A 15,805-nucleotide genomic window follows, 5' to 3' on the forward strand; every position below is an offset into this window, starting at 1 on the left:
GTGTGGAGCACTTCCCGAAGTAGGCTGCCCGCGTTCTCCCGGAGGAAGTTCGGCGGGTGTGTCGATCCGCGGCACGGCCCGTTCGACCCAGGGGTGACGGGGTCCGGAGCGGGCCCGGATGACGGCCGAGGAGACTTTCGACCATGAAGTACATGCTGATCATGCGCGCGACCGACGAAGCCTTCGCGGGCATGGGCGAGATCGACTTCGACGAGATCCTGGAGACCATGGGCAGGTTCAACGACGAGCTGATCCGGGCGGGCGTGCTGGTCGCCGCCGAAGGGCTCGCCGACGCCTCCGAGGGCGTGGTGGTCGACTACTCGTCGGAGCCTCCGGTCGTGACCGACGGCCCGTACGGCGAGACGAAGGAGCTGTTCAACGGCTTCTACATCCTCAACGTGGCCTCGAAGGAGGAGGCCGTCGAGTGGGCCAAGCGCCAGCCGATCACCGGCCCCGGCTTCAAGACCGAGGTCCGCCGCGTCACCACCATCGACGAGTTCCCCCAGGACAACGAGTGGATCCAGAAGGAGCGGGCGTGGCGGGAAGCCACCGGTCAGCTCTGAGCGGCACGACGGCGAGCGACCCCACCGGCCGAGGTGCGGTCGCCGCCGTCTGGCGCATCGAGTCGGCGCGGATCGTCGGTGCGCTCGCCCGCTACACCGGCGACTTCGCGCTGGCCGAGGACCTGGCGCAGGAGGCGCTGGCCGAGGCCCTGGTGACCTGGCCGCGCGACGGCGTGCCGCGCAACCCGGCGGGCTGGCTGCTCACCGTCGGCAAGCGGCGTGCGATCGACGCGTTCCGCCGCCGGTCCACCCTGGACGAGAAGTACGCCGTCCTCGCCCGCGACCTGGGCGAGGGCGGCGCGGTCACCGGCGGGGAGACCACCGCGGCCGACGACGTGCTGTGGGACCCGGACCAGATCGACGACGACGTGCTGGCGCTGATGTTCATCTCGTGCCACCCCGTGCTGTCGCGGGAGGCGCGGGTGGCGTTGACGCTGCGCGTGGTCGGTGGCCTGACCAGCGACGAGATCGCCAAGGCGTGCCTGGTGCCGACGGCGACCGCGCAGGCCAGGATCACCCGGGCCAAGAAGGCGCTCGGCGCGGCCGGCGTGCCGTTCGCGGTGCCGACGGCCGAGGAGCGCACCGCGCGGCTCGGCTCGGTGCTCAACGTCATCTACCTGATCTTCACCGAGGGCTCGACGGCCAGCTCGGGCGACGACCTGATCCGGTTCGACCTGGCTGGCGAGGCCCAGCGCCTGGCCCGGGTGCTGGCCCGGCTGGTGCCCGACCAGCCCGAGGTGCACGGCCTGCTGGCGCTGCTGGAGCTGACCGCCGCGCGGTTCCCCGCCCGCACGGGTCCGGACGGCGAGTCCGTGCTGCTGGAGCACCAGGACCGCCGTCGCTGGGACCACGCCGCGATCCGCCGCGGACGCGCCGCGCTGGCCCGTGCCGAGCAGGCGGGCCGGGGGCTGGGCGCTTACGGACTTCAGGCGGCCATCGCCGAGTGCCACGCCGTCGCGCCGTCGGTCGAGGAGACGGACTGGGACCGGATCGTGCTGCTGTACGAGGCGCTGGGCCGGCTCGTCCCGTCGCCGGTGGTCGACCTGAACCGGGCGGTGGCGGTGTCCATGGCGCGGGGGCCGGCGGACGCGCTGGCGATCGTGGACGATCTGGTCGGGTCCGAGGCGCTGGCGAACTCGCACCTGCTGCCCAGCGTGCGCGGCGAGCTGCTGAGCCGCCTCGGCCGGGTGGACGAGGCGCGGGTCGAGCTGGAGCGGGCCGTGCGGTTGTGCGGCAACGAGCGGGAACGGGCGGTGCTGGCGGGCAAGATCGCCGACCTCACGACGTCGAGCTGAGGATCATGCCGTTCCACCAGTAGCCGAGCTGGTCCAGCGCGTCCGGCTCGAGCGCCGTCGACGATTGCAGCACGCCCGTGGTCGTGGTCCGCGTGTCGACCCACCACACCTGGCCGACGCCGTCGGCGACGAAGCAGGTCGTGTACTCGCCGGGTGCGGGGTCGCGCTCGGGCCGGTAGTACAGGGCGTAGTGCGCCGACCTGGTCAGGGGGCGGCAGCCGCCCTGGCTGTCGTCGCGCGGGATGCCGTGGGCGTCGACCAGGGCCTTGAAGTGGGCGTCCTGCGCGGCCCGGTCGGCGAACAGGTGGAACACCGCCTGGTCCGGGGGCGGGAAGCGGAAGTGCGCGGAGTTCGCCTTGGCGCACGTGACGGTCGCCGCGACGCCCGCGCTCGACGGCGTGGGCACGCAGCTCGGGTTGTCCCGGTAGACGGCGGGGAGCCGTCCCAGCAGGACCGTGACCTGTTGGTCGACCTTCGTGGTGGTTGTAGTTTTCGAGGTCACCGCCGTGGCGGTTGTCGTAGTGGTGACTTTCGTGGTCGGCGTTGTGGTGGCGGTGGTGGTGGTCGGGTTCGCCAGTCCCCCGCCGCGCTTCCAGTCCACGGACCAGACCAGCACCACCGCCACGAGCAGCAGCCCCACCGCCCCGGCGACGAGCGGCGCGACCTTCCGGCTGCGCGGCGGCGGGACGGGAGGGCCCGGAATCGTGACCGGAACCCGAGCCCGAGCCGTGCCGGACGGCGGGGTCGGGAGCGGAGCCGGGGTCGGCGTGGAGATCGGCATCGGAGCCCGAACCGGACCTGAAGCGGTGGCGAAGGCCGGAGCCGGGGCCAGAACTGGGGCCGACGCCCGGTGCGGAGCGGCAGCCGCACCGGAAGCCGAGCCCAGGGCCGGTGCCTGGCCCGGACCCGCAGGTGAAGCCGGGACCGAGGCCGGGGCCGGTGGCCTGGCGGACGCCGTGCCGGGAGCCGGAGCGGGTTGCGGCGAGGGCGGCGGTGGTGCGGTGAGTGCTTGGGCGGCGGCCGTGGCCAGTGCGCCTGCCGTCGGGTAGCGGTCGGCCGGGTCCTTGGCCATGCCCTGGCGGATCACGTCGTCCAGCGCACGTGGCACGGCAGGGTTGGCGGTGGAGGCGGCGGGTGGTGGCTGTTGCAGGTGTGCCCAGAGCAGGGCGGCGGCGCTGTCCGCCTCGAACGGGCGGCGGCCGGTGACGCACGCGTGCAGCACGCAGGCCAGGGCGTAGACGTCCGCGCGGCCGTCCACCGCACCGTTGCCGAACCGCTCCGGGGCCAGGTAGTCCAGGGTCCCGATCACCGCGCCGGACGCGGTCAGGTGGGTGCCGGCGGGCAGCGCGCTGCGGGCGATGCCGAAGTCCACCAGGTACACGAAGTCGTCCGGCGTGACCAGGACGTTCGACGGCTTGACGTCCCGGTGCACCAGGCCGTCCGCGTGCGCGGCGTCCAGCGCGCCCGCGACCTGGGCGATGAGCCGCACGGCCCGCGCCGAATCCAGCGGACCGTCCTCGACGACCGCCGCCAGGTCACGGCCCTCGACCAGCCGCATGTCCAGGTAGAGCCGCCCGTCGATCTCGCCGTAGGCGTGGATCGGGATGACGTGCGGCTCGCGCAGCCGTGCCGCGATCCGCGACTCACGCCGGAACCGGGCGCGGAACTCCTCGTCGTCGTTGTGCACGGCGGACAGCCGCTTCAACGCCACCACCCGGTCGTGGACCGTGTCGTAGGCGCGGTGCACGTCGCCCATGCCACCGCGGCCCAGCAGCTCGCCGACACGATAAGGCCCGAACGCCTCCGCCATCACTCCCCCGGGTTCCACCACGCCGCCACTCCAGGACCGACGCGGCCGGACCCCGACGGGTTCCCCGGACCTGATCGCGGGTGCTCCGGGTCAGGGCTTGCCCTTCCCGGTCTTGCCCGGACCCTTCCCCTTCTCCCCCTTGACCTGGCCGGGCGGCACGGGTCTCTCCTGCGGGCCGGCGGCTGGCTGTTCCACGACGACCTCGGTCGTGACCGTGGCGGCCACCGGGACGTTCGGCGGTGGCGTCGTGCTCTGGACCACGGTCTGCGGCGTGGTCTCCACGGGCGCGGACGTGGCCGGGGCCTGGTCGGGCACCATCGCCCAGGCGAGGCCCAGCGCGCCCAGCAGCCCGGCGGCCGACACGGCGAGCGCCGTCGCGTGCCGGCGGGGCGGCGGCGCGGTGACGAGCGTCGTCGTCTCGCCGGTGCGCAGCACGTGGGCGCAGTCGGCCGCGGACGGTCGGCGGCGCGCCGACAGGGAGGTCATCAACGACAGCAGGCGCACCAGGTCGGCGGGCAGGTCGTCGGGCACGGCCGGTGGGCGGTGCAGGCGCGCCACGGCGGACTCCACGTCACCGCCCGGGTACTCACGGCGACCGGTCAGGCACTCCAGCAGCACCAGGCCGAACGAGTAGACGTCGGCGGCCGGGCCGAACTCGTCCCCCCGGACCTGTTCCGGGGCCAGGTAGGCGGCCGTGCCTACCATCTGGTTGGTGCGGGTGAAGCGGGTGGTGTCGGCCAGGTGCGCCAGCCCGAAGTCGGCCAGGTGCGGCGTGCCATCGGCGTCGAGCAGGATGTTGGAGGGCTTGACGTCCCGGTGCACGACGCCCTGCTCGTGCACGTAGGCCAGCGCGTCGGCCAGCCGCGCGCCCAGCTCGCGCACCTCGGCCACCGACAGCGGCCCCTCGGCGATCCGGTCGCGCAGGGTGCGCCCCTCGACCAGTTGCAGCACCACGAACGCCGTGCCGTCGCTGACGCCCGCGTCGTGCACGGCGACCAGTCCGGGGTGCGACAGCCGGGCGAGGGTGCGCGCCTCGTTGTCGAACCGCCGGCCGGTGTCGTCGTCGGCCTCGGGGCGGAACACCTTGACCGCGACGGCTCGCCGCAGGACCGTGTCCCACCCCCGGAGCACCTCGGACATCCCACCGACGCCGAGCGTCCCGGCCAGCTCGTACCGCCCGGCCAACAGCTCGCCACTGACAGGGAGCGACACGGCGACACCTTCCGGCCGGGGACACGGGACTCCCTCAGGTGCCCCGTCCCCGCCGGGGGCAAACTCGCGGACTACGGGCGCCAGTTCGCCAAACCGAACTTCACCAGGTCGACCATCCCCCCTCCGCCGCCGAAGACGTGCCGCCTCGGGTCCAGTTCGTCGGTTTCCCGGCCGCTGTAGACGCCCGCCACGGCCGGTCCTTCGGCGGGCAGCCAGAGCGGACCGCCGGACCAGCCGGGGCCGACGTCGGCGCGCAGCGCGAACTCCAGCTCGAGGCCGGGGCTGTCGTTGTCGATGTCCCGCACGCCCAGGTCGAACTCGATGGCCGGCCGGGTGCCGAACGAGCCGGGGTAGCCCGACGTGAGGTAGCGGCGCCGGTAGTACTCGTCCTCGTTGCCGAACGACTTGGTGCCCATCCAGCCGATCGCGGTGCCGAGCGGGTTGTAGAGCTTGCAGATCACGTAGTCCTTGCCGCTGACCTCGCTGCCGGTGTTGAAACCCCGGTAAGCCTCGACGAACGAGCTGCCGAACGGCCGGTCCCCCTCGCGGAACGCCGGGATGAACTCCATGCTCCACGAGCTCTGCCCCCACGGCGCGACGTGCCCGGCGGTGAGCATCAGGTTCGGGCCGACGAGCACTCCGCTGCCCCGGAACCCGGTGCTGCTCAGCACGATGCCGACGGTCCGCTGGGGGTAGGCCAGCCGGTTGGTCTCCTCGACGGCCCTCGGCTCGAAGAACAGCCGGCCGTCCGCGCGGAACGGCGTGAGCCGGGGCATGTGCTCCAGCGGCACCCACGGCGGCCGGTGGCCCGCGGTCTCGGACGCCGCTTCGGCCTCGGCCACGTCGGCCGCGGTGAGCTCGGTCTGCTCGCGTCCCGGGATGGTGGTGTGCAGTCGTTCGCGCTCGTCGTCGACGATCCGCCACGTCCCGGGCGCGCCGGGCACCTCGACGGTGCCGAACTCCGCCCGCGGCCGTGCCGCCGAGCGCAGGAACGGCCCGGAATTGGCGTGCAACATTTCTCTCAGTTCTTCGGGCATGTCCTCCTCGGCCGGGACCGGCGCCGCTTCGGCCAGTTCGTCCAGCGTCATGAAGTCATGCGACTCCCCTTGTGCGTAAGCCATTTCGACCACTTCCCCGTGGGCAGAATCGTGTTGCCGCCCGGCCTGCGAATGCGGTTCGGGCAATGCCACTTCACGCTACGACGTGCGCCGTTCGCCGTACAGCGGACTCGACCGAATAGCCGGGTGGCACGTCAGGCGCGCGGGTTGAAGGTCGACGTGGCGGCCAGCTCGGCGAACAGCCGCCGTTCGGTCTCGTCGAGCGCGGCGGGGACCTCGATGCGCACCTCGGCGCACAGGTCACCGGCCGGGCCGCGCGGATCGGGCAGGCCCTGGCCGCGCAACCGCAGCCGCTGCCCGCTCGACGTCCCGGGCGGCACCTCGACCTCGGTCGGCCCGCCCGGCGCGTCGATCCCGACGGTGGCTCCCAGGGCCGCTTCCCACGGCGTCAGCGGCAGCTCCACCAGCACGTCCCGACCTTCGACGCGGTAGCGGTCGTGCGACGCGACCCGGACCACCAGGTACAGGTCGCCCGCCGCGCCCCGGCCGACACCGGCCCCGCCGTGACCGGGCAGCCTGATCCGCTGCCCGTCGGTGACGCCGGGCGGGATCTCGACCCGCAACGTGCGGCCCCCGGGCAGGGTGAGGGCACGCCGCCCGCCCCGGCAGACCTCCTCGACGGTCAGCTCCAGGTCGGCCTCGTGGTCCACGCCCCGGACCGACCGCCCGCCGCCGAACAGGTCGTCCACGCCGAACCCGAACCCCGTGCCGAAGCCCGCGCCCGCGCTGACCCACAGCTGGTCGCCGACCGGTCCGCGCCCGGGACGCCCCGGCGCGGACACCCGCCTCGACGCGTCGTAGCGGCGCCGCCGCCCGGGGTCGGACAGCACCCGGTACGCCTCGGAGATCGCCCGGAACCGCTCGTCCGCGCCGGGCTCCGGATCGAGGTCGGGGTGGTGGCGCCGGGCCAGGGCGCGGTAGGCGCGCTGGATCTCGTCCTGGCTCGCGCTCCGGGACACCCCGAGCGTCGCGTAGTGGTCGCGGTCGGCCACGGTCTTTCACCTCCCGAGTGGCTGACATCCGCCGAACGAACCGCGCGGCCGCGGGGTTTCCGCACGCCGGCACTTCACCCGACCGGAGTATTGCCGCGCATTCCGGGCGGAACTTCGCGGCCGTCCACGGTTAATACGAAAAGTTCTCACCCGTTCGCCGGAAACGCGGGGGCGTTGCGCTGAGTAATTTCCAGTGCACGGTCCCTGCCGTTGATCGACCCACGAAAGGTGGAAGATCATGAACCGTGCCGTGACACGACTGCTCACCCTGGCGAGCGCGCTGACCCTGTCGCTGATCGCCGTCCCGCCGGCCCAGTCCGCGCCCTCGGCCGACGCCTACTGGACACCGGAACGGATGCGCGCCGCCGTTCCGCTCGACATCCGCACCGCGCCGCTGTCCGCCGTGCGCCCCACCGTCCGCACCGGTGAGCCGACCACCGTGGCTCCGCTGGCCTTCCCCAGCGGGGGCAGCGCGTGGACGGGCGGCGGCGCGGTCGTCAAGACCGCGGGCCGGGTGTTCTTCACCTACCAGGGCCGCAACGCCTCGTGCAGCGGCAACGCCGTCACCAGCGCCAACAAGAGCACGGTCGTCACGGCCGGGCACTGCGTGAAGCTGGACGGCGCCTACCACACCAACGTCGCCTTCGTCCCGGCCTACGACAACGGGAACGCCCCGTACGGCACGTGGGCCGCCCGCGCCACGTTCGCCACGCCGCAGTGGCACGCGAGCGAGGACATCAACTACGACATCGGCGCCATCGTCGTCGGCCAGCTCAACGGCCAGTCCCTGACCGACGTCGTCGGCGCGCAGGGCATCGCGTTCAACCTGCCGAAGGCGGACAACACCTACGCGTTCGGCTACCCCGCCGCCGCGCCGTACGACGGCACCAAGCTCGTCTACTGCAGCGGGCGGACGTTCAACGCCTTCCTCAGCAACGGCATCGGCATGACGTGCGACATGACCGGTGGCGCGAGCGGCGGACCGTGGTTCCGCGCGTTCTCCGAGGCGACCGGCACCGGCACGGTCAACTCGGTGAACAGCTACAAGATCAACCTGTTCCCGAACTGGATGTTCGGCCCGTACTTCGGCGCGGACGCCCAGAACCTCTACAACCAGGCGCAGGCCGCCTGACCCGGGTCGGTGGGCCGGGCGACCGGCCCACCACCGCGGTCCCCTGTGGTGATCTTCATCCGGTCGGGTGAGAAACTTCGGGACCACCGGAGTCCAGGGGGACCACCATGCTCTCGCCGTCGATGAACCTGCTGCACATGCACCAGAAGGTCACCCTGATGGTGAACCGCTACGAGATCTTCGCCGACCAGGGCGGCGAGCCCGGGCCGCTCGTGGCGTTCGTCGAGCAGAAGCGGATGGCGTTCAAGGAGCAGGTCACCATCTACACCGACGCGAGCCGCAACCAGGTGCTCGCCGGGTTCCGCGCGCGCAAGGTGATCGACCTCGGCAGCGGCTACGACGTGACCGACGGCGCGGGGCAGCCCATCGGCCTGTTCCGCAAGGACTTCGGCAAGTCGCTGACGAACTCCACCTGGCACCTCGACCAGCCGGGCGCGCCGACCGCCACCGGCCGCGAGCGCAACCACGGCATCGCCGTCCTGCGCCGGCTGTGGGGCTTCCTCCCCCTGGTCAACGACCTGCCGTTCCCGTTCCGCTACCACTTCGACTTCACCCGCAACGGTCAGCCGGTGTTCAGCGTGGACAAGAAGACCTGGATCCGCGACCACTACCTGATCCGGATCGACGACCCGTACGTGGACCGCCGCGTGGTGATCGCCCAGGCCGTCGCCGTGGACGCCCTCCAGTCGCGCTGACGCCGCGGCCCGCCCGCTGCACTAGTGCACGGGCGGGCGTTCGCCGTGACGTCGAAGGGTTCCGACGATCTCCCTCATACGTTGTCGGCATGAGGTATCTCGAAGGGCCCTTCGCGCCCGTCACCGAAGAGGTCACCGCCCACGACCTCCCCGTCACCGGGCGCATCCCGGCCGACCTGCGCGGTCGTTACCTGCGCAACGGGCCGAACCCGCTGGGCGTCGAGGACCCCGCGGTGCACCTGTGGGGCATGGGCCAGGGCATGGTCCACGGCGTGCGGCTGCGCGACGGCCGGGCGGAGTGGTACCGCAACCGCTTCGTGCGCACACCGGGCTTCGCGCCCATGGTGCACGTGATCGAGCACGCGGGGCGGACGTTCGCGCTGGCCGAGGGCGGCCTGCCACCCGCCGAGCTGGACGAGGAGCTGAACACCGTGGGCCCGTGCGCCCTCGGCGCGACGCCGGCGGGTTTCACGGTGGGTGCCCACTCCAAGCACGACCCGGTCACCGGTGAGCTGCACTCGTTGTCGTACATGCCCGGCCACCACTTCGTGCAGCACATCGTGGTGGACGCGGGCGGCGGCGTCGCGAGGAGCACCACCGTCCCCATGACGCGCACGCCGTTCATGCACGACTTCGCGCTCACCGGGAAGCACGTGGTCCTGTGGGACACGCCGATCGGCTTCGACGGGTTCGGGTGCCGCTGGCTGCCGGACCACCCGACCCGGGTCGGCGTCATGCCGCGGACCGGCGGCGACGTGCGCTGGCTGGACATCGACCCCGTCCACGTCAGCCACACCCTCAACGCCTACGACGACGGCGACTCGGTCGTGGTGGACGTGGTCACGGCCGAGGGGCCCTTCGACCCAGCCGACCCCGGCGCGATCCGCCCCGCGCTGGACCGCTGGACGATCACGCCGGACGGGGTCGGGCAACGGCGCCTCGACGACCGGCCGCAGGACTTCCCGCGCCTGAACGAGTCCCGCACCGGTCGTCCCCACCGGTACGGCTACTCCGCCGCGACCGCGCTGTACGGCATCCCGTTCACGCCCGAGGGCACGCCGGCCGACGACGCCTTCACCAACGCGCTGGTCAAGCACGACTTCGACCGGGGCACCACCGAGGTGCACGGGTTCGGCCGGGACGAGGCGGTCGGCGAGGCCGTGTTCGCCGCCGCGGGCGCGGGCGAGGACGACGGGTACCTGCTCACCTACGTGCACGACCCCGTGCGGAACGCGAGCGACCTGGTGATCCTCTCGGCCCAGGACTTCACCGGCGCCCCGGTCGCCCGCGTCCACCTGCCGGTCCGGGTGCCGCTCGGCCTGCACGGCAACTGGCTGCCCGACCGCTGACAGCCGGCAGGATGCCGTCGTGACCGATCCGCGACCGCCGTACCTCCGGATCGTCGCCGACCTCGAACGCCGCATCGCCGACGGCGAGCTGCGCCCCGGCGACCCGGTGCCCACCACCAGGGCGATCATGCGCGAGTGGGGCGTCGCCATGGCCACCGCGACCAAGGCGTTGGCCGCGCTGAAGCAGGCGGGCGCCATCGAGTCCACCACCCGGGTCGGCGCGGTGGTCGCCCGGCGCAGGCTCCCGTCGCGGTCGGCCGGCGGTCTCGACCGCGACCGCGTGATCCGGGTGGCCACGGAGATCGCCGACGCTGACGGCCTGGCCGCGCTGTCCCCGCGGGCGCTCGCGGCCAGGCTCGGCGTCGCCACCGTGGCGCTGCACCGCCACCTCGACGCCGAGGCGGACCTCGCCCAGCTCATCGCCGACGCCGCGTTCGCCGAGATCGAGTACCCGCACCCGCCGCCGGGGTGGCGTTCCCACCTGCGGGTCGCCGCACGGTTGCAGTGGGCGGCTTACCAGCGCCACCCCTGGTTGCCGCGACTGGTGTCGATCGTCCGCCCGGCGACGTTGCCGGGCATGCTCGCGTACGCGCGGTGGACGTTGCGCGCGCTCGACGGCCTGGACCTCGACGAGGGCACCCGCCTGCACGTCTACGCCGCTCTGGTCAACCACGTGCGCGGCACGGCGGTGAACATCGAGAGCGAGGCCGGCGCCGAGCTGGACACCGGGATGACCAGCAGGCAGTGGATCACGGCCCGGCTCGCCGTCGACGCGCCGCTGATCGCCCAGGTCACCGCGCCCGGCACGGAGCTCGACCTGGAGTCGCTGTTCGCGTTCGGCCTCGAACGCCTGCTCGACGGCCTGACCGCGGTGATCGACGTGCACCGGCCCGCCGGGCTCCCGCGGGTCCGCGGCACGTGATCGGACCTGGCTTACATTGAGGCCATGAGTGGCGACGCACCGCTGTCCGCGGCCGAGAAGACGCTGAGCGTCCTGGAAGCGCTGGCCGACCACTCGCGCATCGCCGACATCGCCGACGCCTCCGGCCTGCCCAAGCCGACCGTGCACCGGATCCTGCAAACTCTGGTGCACCGCGGTTTCGCGCGGGCCGACGGGCGAGGCGGTTACCTCGGCGGCCCGCGCATCCTCAGCCTCGCGGGCCGGTTCCTCCAGCGCCTGGACGTCGCCGGGCACGTCCGCCCGACGTTGCGCGACCTCCAGGAGCGGACCGGGTGGACGGTCCACCTGGCGCTGAGGTCCGGCGACGAGGCGGTGTACGTGGCCAAGGAGGAGGGCGTGCGGCCCTACCACCTGGCCTCCCGCGTGGGCATGGGGCTGCGGCTGCACTGCACGTCCATCGGCAAGGCGATCCTCGCCGCCCTGCCCGACGACGAGGTCCGGTCGCTGCTGCGCCGCACGGGCCTGCCCGCCCGGACCGAGCGCACGATCACCGACGAACGCGCCCTGCTCGCCGAGCTGGCCGCGGTCCGGCGACGCGGGTACGCCGAGGACCACGAGGAGAACGAGGCCGGCGTGCGGGCGTACGGCGCGGCCGTGGTGGACCACACCGGCGAGGTGGTCGGCGGTGTGTCGGCGGCGGCGCTGGTGGACCTGGCCGAAGAGCCCCACGACCTGCCGCAGCTGGTGGTGCGCGCCGCCGCCGAGGTGTCGCGGGCGCTGGGCGCCTGCTGAACCGGACCACCCTGTGACCCGCTTCACAAAGCGGGCGAGCCGTGTCATGGTGGAGGCATGACGATGGAACCTCATTCCGTCAGGCGGAACGTGAAGGTGACGTCGAGCGAACTCGTCAAGCTCGCGATCCGGGTCCTGCTCGACGCCGGGACGAACCTCGTCGACGCCAAGGCCGTCGCGGGTTCGCTCGTGGAGTCGAACCTGACCGGCCACGACTCGCACGGCGTGCGCCGGCTCGTGGACTACGTCGCCCGCATCCGCGACGGCCGGATCGACCCCCGCGCCCGCCCCGACGTCGATCACCCGCGCCCCGGCACGGTCGTGGTGCGCGGCAACCGCGCGCTGGGCCGCATCGCCGCCGGTGTCGCGGCCCGCGAGCTGCGCGCCCTGACCCGCACCCACGGCAGCGGCGTCGCGGTGATCCAGGACTGCAACCACGTCGGCAGGCTCGGCGAGTACGTCGGCTTCCTGGCCGAGCACGACCTGGTCGCGCTCGCGTTCGGCAACGCCGACCCGACCGTCGCGCCGCACGGCGGCCGGGAGCGGCGGCTGGGCACCAACCCCCTGGCCTGGGCCGCGCCGCGGGCCGCGGACCGCCCGCCGATCGTGGTCGACTGGGCCACGTCGGGCGTCGCCGAGGGCAAGCTGGCGGTGGCCCGCGACCGCGGCGAACGCGTGCCCGAGGGCCTGGTCCTGGACGCGGGCGGCCGGCCGACCACCGACCCCGGCGACTTCTACGCCGGTGGCGCGCTGCTGCCGTTCGGCGGGCACAAGGGCTACGGCCTGAGCGTGCTGATCGAGGTGGTCGGCGGCCTGCTCACCGGGATGGGCATCGGCAGCCTGCCCGGCTACCGCGGCGGGTTCGGAACCGTGCTGGTGGCGGTCGACATCGGCGCGCTCACCCCGGTCGAGCGGTTCCGCGAGCAGGCCGAGCTGTTCTGCCGCGAGCTGGCCCGCACGCCGCCCGCCGAGGGCGGCCACGAGGTGCTGGTGCCGGGTGAACCGGAGGCGCGCACCCGCCGCGCGCGACTGCGCGACGGCATCCCGATCGACGACGAGACCTGGCGGGAGCTGCACGGCCTGCTCAAGGCTAAGGAGGGCACGACATGACCGGGGCCGCGGACCGCGCCGAAGCCGACCGCGCCGAAGCCGACCGCGCCGAAGCTCCGGACGAGGACGGCGCGGTGCGGGCGCACCCGTCCGACGGGAGGCGGCTGCGCCGGGTCGTCGGCGCGTCCGTGGTCGGCACCGCGTTGGAGTGGTACGACTTCTTCATCTACGGCTTCGCCGTCACGCTGGTGTTCAACGAGCTGTTCTTCGTCACCGAGGACCCGGCCACCGGCGTGATCGTCGGGTTCGCGACCTTCGGCGTCGGCTTCGCGGTCCGGCCCCTGGGCGGCTTCGTGTTCGGCCACCTCGGCGACCGCATCGGCCGCCGCTCCACGCTGGTGGTCACGACCCTGGTCATGGGTGTCTCGACCGGCCTGATCGGACTGCTGCCGACCTACGACTCGATCGGCGTGGCCGCGCCGATCCTGCTGACCGCGCTGCGGATGTGCCAGGGCCTCGGCGCGGGCGCGGAGTTCGGTGGCGCGTCCACGTTGCTGGCCGAGCACGCGCCCGCGCGCCGGCGCGGGTTCTTCACGTCGTTCGCGCAGACCGGCGTGCAGCTCGGCCTGCTGTCCGGCACGCTGGTGTTCCTGCTGGTGGAGACGCTGCCCCGGGAGACCGTGCTGGACTGGGCCTGGCGCATCCCGTTCTGGTTCAGCTTCGCGCTGATCGCGGTCGCGCTGTACGTGCGGCTGCGGGTCGCCGAGTCGCCGGTGTTCCAGCGCATGGCCCGGCAGCGGACGACGGTGGAGCTGCCCGTGTTCGACGCGCTGCGCCGCTACCCGCGCAACTTCCTGATCGGCATCGGCGCGCACATCTGCGACACCGCGATCGTCTACATCTACGCCACCTACAGCCTGGCCTACATCACCAAGTCGTTGGAGCTGCCGCGCTGGGTGGGGCTGACCGGCGTGGTGGCGTTCGGCGTGGTCGTGATCGCGCTGCAACCGGTCTACGGCGCGTTGTCCGACCGGATCGGGCGACGGCCGCTCAACCTGTTCGGCGTGGTGTTCACCGCGGCGTTCGCGTTCCCGTTCTTCCTGCTGCTCGACACGCGCGAACCGGTGCTGATCTGGGTCGCGCTGGTGGTGGCGACGGCGTTCGGCCTGGCGCCGATGATCGCCGTGCAGCCCGCGTTCTACGCCGAGCTGTTCGGCGCGCGCGTCCGGTACACCGGGTTCGCCGCGTCCCGCGAGATCGGCGCGGCGCTGGCCGGGTTCTCCCCGCTGGTGGCCGCCGCGCTGGTCGCGGGGGCCGACGGCGCGGGCCGGCCGGTGGCGCTGTGGATGATCGGGACGGCGGCTGTGTCGTTCGTGGCGTTCCTGCTGTCGGCGGAGGGCAAGGACGTCGACATCACCGCCCCCGACGCCGCGGGGGTGGCGCCGCGGTGACGCACCCCCGCCTGTCGGCGGCCCGGCTGCCCGGGTGGCTGTCGGACGACCTGCCCGCCGCCCCGGTCGGCATCGTCCACATCGGACTGGGCGCGTTCCACCGGGCGCACCAGGCGGTGCTGACGCAGCAGGCCCTGCGGGTCGAGCCCGGGCCGTGGGGCATCTGCGCGGTGGCGCAGCGCAACGGGCGGCTGGTCGACGCGCTGGTCGAGCAGGACCACCTGTTCACCGTGACCGAGCGGGGAGCCGAGGACGACAGGTTGCGCGTGGTCGGCAGCATCCGGGAGGTGCTGCCGGCCGCGCAGCAGCCGGACCGGCTGGCGACCGTGCTGTCCGAACCGGCCACCCGCGTGGTCACGATGACCGTCACCGAGTCCGGGTACCGGCACGACCCGGCCACCGGCCGGTTGCGCGTCGAGGACCCGGACGTGGTGGCCGACCTCGCGGGCGGGCCGCCCCGCACGCCGATCGGCCAGCTCGTCGGCGGGCTGCGCCGCCGACGCGAGCGCGGGCACCCCGGGCTGACCGTGGTGTCGTGCGACAACCTGCCCGACAACGGCCGCCTGGTCGGGCGGCTGGTGCGCGAGTTCTGCGCCCACCGCGGCGAGCACGACCTGGTGGACTGGGTCGACGAGCACGTGCGGTTCCCGTCCAGCGTGGTGGACCAGGTCGTGCCCGCCACCACCGGGGCCGACCTCGCGCACGTCGCCGAGGTGCTGGGCCTGGAGGACCGGGCCGCCGTGGTCGGCGAGCCGCACCGCCGGTGGGTGGTGGAGGACGACTTCGCCGCCGGACGCCCCGCGTGGGACGCGGTGGGCGTCGAGCTGGTGGCCGACATCGCGCCGCACCAGGCCGCGAAGCTGCGACTGGTCAACGGCACGCACACGGCGCTGGCCCACCTCGGTCTGCTCGCCGGCTGCACGAGCACCGCCGACGCCCTGGGCCGCCCCGAGTTCGCCCACTTCGCCGAACGCCTGCTGCGCACCGAGACCGGCCCGTCGCTGCGCCGGTTCGGCCTGGGCCCGGACGAGCGCGAGGTCGAGGCGTTGCTGACCCGGCTGGCCAACCCGCGCCTCACGCACCGCCTCGACCAGATCGCCGCCGACGCGTTGCGCAAGGTGCCCCAACGGCTCCTGGACCCGGCGGTGGACCTGCTGGTCGCGGGGATCGAGCCGAGGCTGATCTGCCTGGCCGTGGCCGGGTTGCTGCACCAGCAGGACTTCCCCGTGCTGACCTTGCCGCTGCCGCTGCGCGAGTCGCGCGCGTTCCGCGCGCTGCTGGCGGACGCGGTGCGCCGGATCGACCAGCACGGGGTGCCGGCCACCCTGCGCCGGATCGGGAGGAGCTGAGCGGGGCCCAGGCCGAGGGGCGAACCGTGCCGCCGACCCCGGGCACGTGGCCCACCAGGGTCCCTGAGTCGCGGAGCCCCGGCCTGTGGCCGCGCC

At 73.4% G+C, this 15,805-nt stretch carries 14 protein-coding genes; 10 read left to right on the top strand and 4 right to left on the bottom strand.

The window, feature by feature from the left end; all coding sequences use genetic code 11:
• The first annotated feature begins 143 nt into the window (after positions 1-143).
• Both ACIQMJ_RS22310 and ACIQMJ_RS22315 read left to right on the top strand, forming a co-directional pair.
• Complete coding sequence (locus tag ACIQMJ_RS22310) at positions 144-563, top strand: YciI family protein (protein WP_499762918.1); 420 nt, start codon at positions 144-146, stop codon at positions 561-563.
• On the top strand, positions 560-1,858 hold the full coding sequence (locus ACIQMJ_RS22315) for an RNA polymerase sigma factor (protein ID WP_499763074.1): 1,299 nt from the start codon (positions 560-562) through the stop codon (positions 1,856-1,858). Before ACIQMJ_RS22310 ends, ACIQMJ_RS22315 begins: the two co-directional genes overlap by 4 nt.
• Here ACIQMJ_RS22315 and ACIQMJ_RS22320 read toward each other — a convergent pair.
• From ACIQMJ_RS22320 to ACIQMJ_RS22335, 4 genes are all read right to left on the bottom strand, one after another.
• Complete coding sequence (locus tag ACIQMJ_RS22320; RefSeq protein ID WP_499762919.1) at positions 1,842-3,668, bottom strand: serine/threonine-protein kinase; 1,827 nt, start codon at positions 3,666-3,668, stop codon at positions 1,842-1,844. The two genes, ACIQMJ_RS22315 and ACIQMJ_RS22320, sit on opposite strands and share 17 nt — an antisense overlap.
• A 90-nt stretch (positions 3,669-3,758) precedes the next feature.
• Positions 3,759-4,880 carry a serine/threonine-protein kinase gene (locus ACIQMJ_RS22325; RefSeq protein ID WP_499762920.1) on the bottom strand — a complete coding sequence of 374 codons (1,122 nt, stop codon included), beginning with the start codon at positions 4,878-4,880 and terminating at the stop codon, positions 3,759-3,761.
• 71 nt (positions 4,881-4,951) lie between these two features.
• On the bottom strand, positions 4,952-5,968 hold the full coding sequence (locus tag ACIQMJ_RS22330) for a trypsin-like serine peptidase (RefSeq protein WP_499762921.1): 1,017 nt from the start codon (positions 5,966-5,968) through the stop codon (positions 4,952-4,954).
• A gap of 164 nt (positions 5,969-6,132) precedes the next feature.
• Positions 6,133-6,990, bottom strand: a complete 858-nt coding sequence (locus tag ACIQMJ_RS22335; RefSeq protein WP_499762922.1) for a DnaJ C-terminal domain-containing protein — start codon at positions 6,988-6,990, stop codon at positions 6,133-6,135.
• Between the two features lie 238 nt (positions 6,991-7,228).
• Here ACIQMJ_RS22335 and ACIQMJ_RS22340 point away from each other — a divergent pair, with 238 nt between their 5' ends.
• The 8 genes from ACIQMJ_RS22340 (at position 7,229) to ACIQMJ_RS22375 (ending at position 15,709) form a co-directional block, all read left to right on the top strand.
• Positions 7,229-8,122 carry a trypsin-like serine peptidase gene (locus tag ACIQMJ_RS22340; protein WP_499762923.1) on the top strand — a complete coding sequence of 298 codons (894 nt, stop codon included), beginning with the start codon at positions 7,229-7,231 and terminating at the stop codon, positions 8,120-8,122.
• A 107-nt stretch (positions 8,123-8,229) separates the two neighbouring features.
• On the top strand, positions 8,230-8,817 hold the full coding sequence (locus ACIQMJ_RS22345; protein WP_499762924.1) for an LURP-one-related family protein: 588 nt from the start codon (positions 8,230-8,232) through the stop codon (positions 8,815-8,817).
• Positions 8,818-8,906: 89 nt separating this feature from the next.
• The gene (locus ACIQMJ_RS22350; RefSeq protein WP_499762925.1) at positions 8,907-10,166 is read left to right on the top strand and encodes a carotenoid oxygenase family protein; all 1,260 of its coding nucleotides are present in this window, start codon (positions 8,907-8,909) and stop codon (positions 10,164-10,166) included.
• A gap of 19 nt (positions 10,167-10,185) precedes the next feature.
• Positions 10,186-11,088, top strand: a complete 903-nt coding sequence (locus ACIQMJ_RS22355; RefSeq protein WP_499762926.1) for a GntR family transcriptional regulator — start codon at positions 10,186-10,188, stop codon at positions 11,086-11,088.
• A 24-nt stretch (positions 11,089-11,112) separates the two neighbouring features.
• The gene (locus ACIQMJ_RS22360; RefSeq protein ID WP_499762927.1) at positions 11,113-11,859 is read left to right on the top strand and encodes an IclR family transcriptional regulator; all 747 of its coding nucleotides are present in this window, start codon (positions 11,113-11,115) and stop codon (positions 11,857-11,859) included.
• 96 nt (positions 11,860-11,955) lie between these two features.
• Positions 11,956-12,969 (top strand): Ldh family oxidoreductase, encoded by a 1,014-nt coding sequence (locus ACIQMJ_RS22365; RefSeq protein WP_499762928.1) that lies wholly within the window; start codon positions 11,956-11,958, stop codon positions 12,967-12,969.
• On the top strand, positions 12,966-14,360 hold the full coding sequence (locus ACIQMJ_RS22370) for an MFS transporter (RefSeq protein ID WP_499762929.1): 1,395 nt from the start codon (positions 12,966-12,968) through the stop codon (positions 14,358-14,360). The genes ACIQMJ_RS22365 and ACIQMJ_RS22370 overlap by 4 nt, the downstream gene beginning before the upstream one ends.
• The gene (locus tag ACIQMJ_RS22375; protein ID WP_499762930.1) at positions 14,357-15,709 is read left to right on the top strand and encodes a mannitol dehydrogenase family protein; all 1,353 of its coding nucleotides are present in this window, start codon (positions 14,357-14,359) and stop codon (positions 15,707-15,709) included. The genes ACIQMJ_RS22370 and ACIQMJ_RS22375 overlap by 4 nt, the downstream gene beginning before the upstream one ends.
• Positions 15,710-15,805 lie beyond the last annotated feature (96 nt).

The sequence above is a fragment of the Actinosynnema sp. NPDC091369 genome (assembly GCF_044757065.1).
Classification (GTDB): domain Bacteria; phylum Actinomycetota; class Actinomycetes; order Mycobacteriales; family Pseudonocardiaceae; genus Actinosynnema.

What these genes read in the sequence shown, in the direction of transcription:
- ACIQMJ_RS22320 (WP_499762919.1), bottom strand. Translation starts at nt 3,668, where the DNA reads ATGGCGGAGGCGTTCGGGCCTTATCGTGTCGGCGAGCTGCTGGGCCGC.
- ACIQMJ_RS22350 (WP_499762925.1), top strand. Translation starts at nt 8,907, where the DNA reads ATGAGGTATCTCGAAGGGCCCTTCGCGCCCGTCACCGAAGAGGTCACC.
- ACIQMJ_RS22310 (WP_499762918.1), top strand. Translation starts at nt 144, where the DNA reads ATGAAGTACATGCTGATCATGCGCGCGACCGACGAAGCCTTCGCGGGC.
- ACIQMJ_RS22330 (WP_499762921.1), bottom strand. Translation starts at nt 5,968, where the DNA reads ATGACGCTGGACGAACTGGCCGAAGCGGCGCCGGTCCCGGCCGAGGAG.
- ACIQMJ_RS22340 (WP_499762923.1), top strand. Translation starts at nt 7,229, where the DNA reads ATGAACCGTGCCGTGACACGACTGCTCACCCTGGCGAGCGCGCTGACC.
- ACIQMJ_RS22345 (WP_499762924.1), top strand. Translation starts at nt 8,230, where the DNA reads ATGCTCTCGCCGTCGATGAACCTGCTGCACATGCACCAGAAGGTCACC.
- ACIQMJ_RS22370 (WP_499762929.1), top strand. Translation starts at nt 12,966, where the DNA reads ATGACCGGGGCCGCGGACCGCGCCGAAGCCGACCGCGCCGAAGCCGAC.
- ACIQMJ_RS22360 (WP_499762927.1), top strand. Translation starts at nt 11,113, where the DNA reads ATGAGTGGCGACGCACCGCTGTCCGCGGCCGAGAAGACGCTGAGCGTC.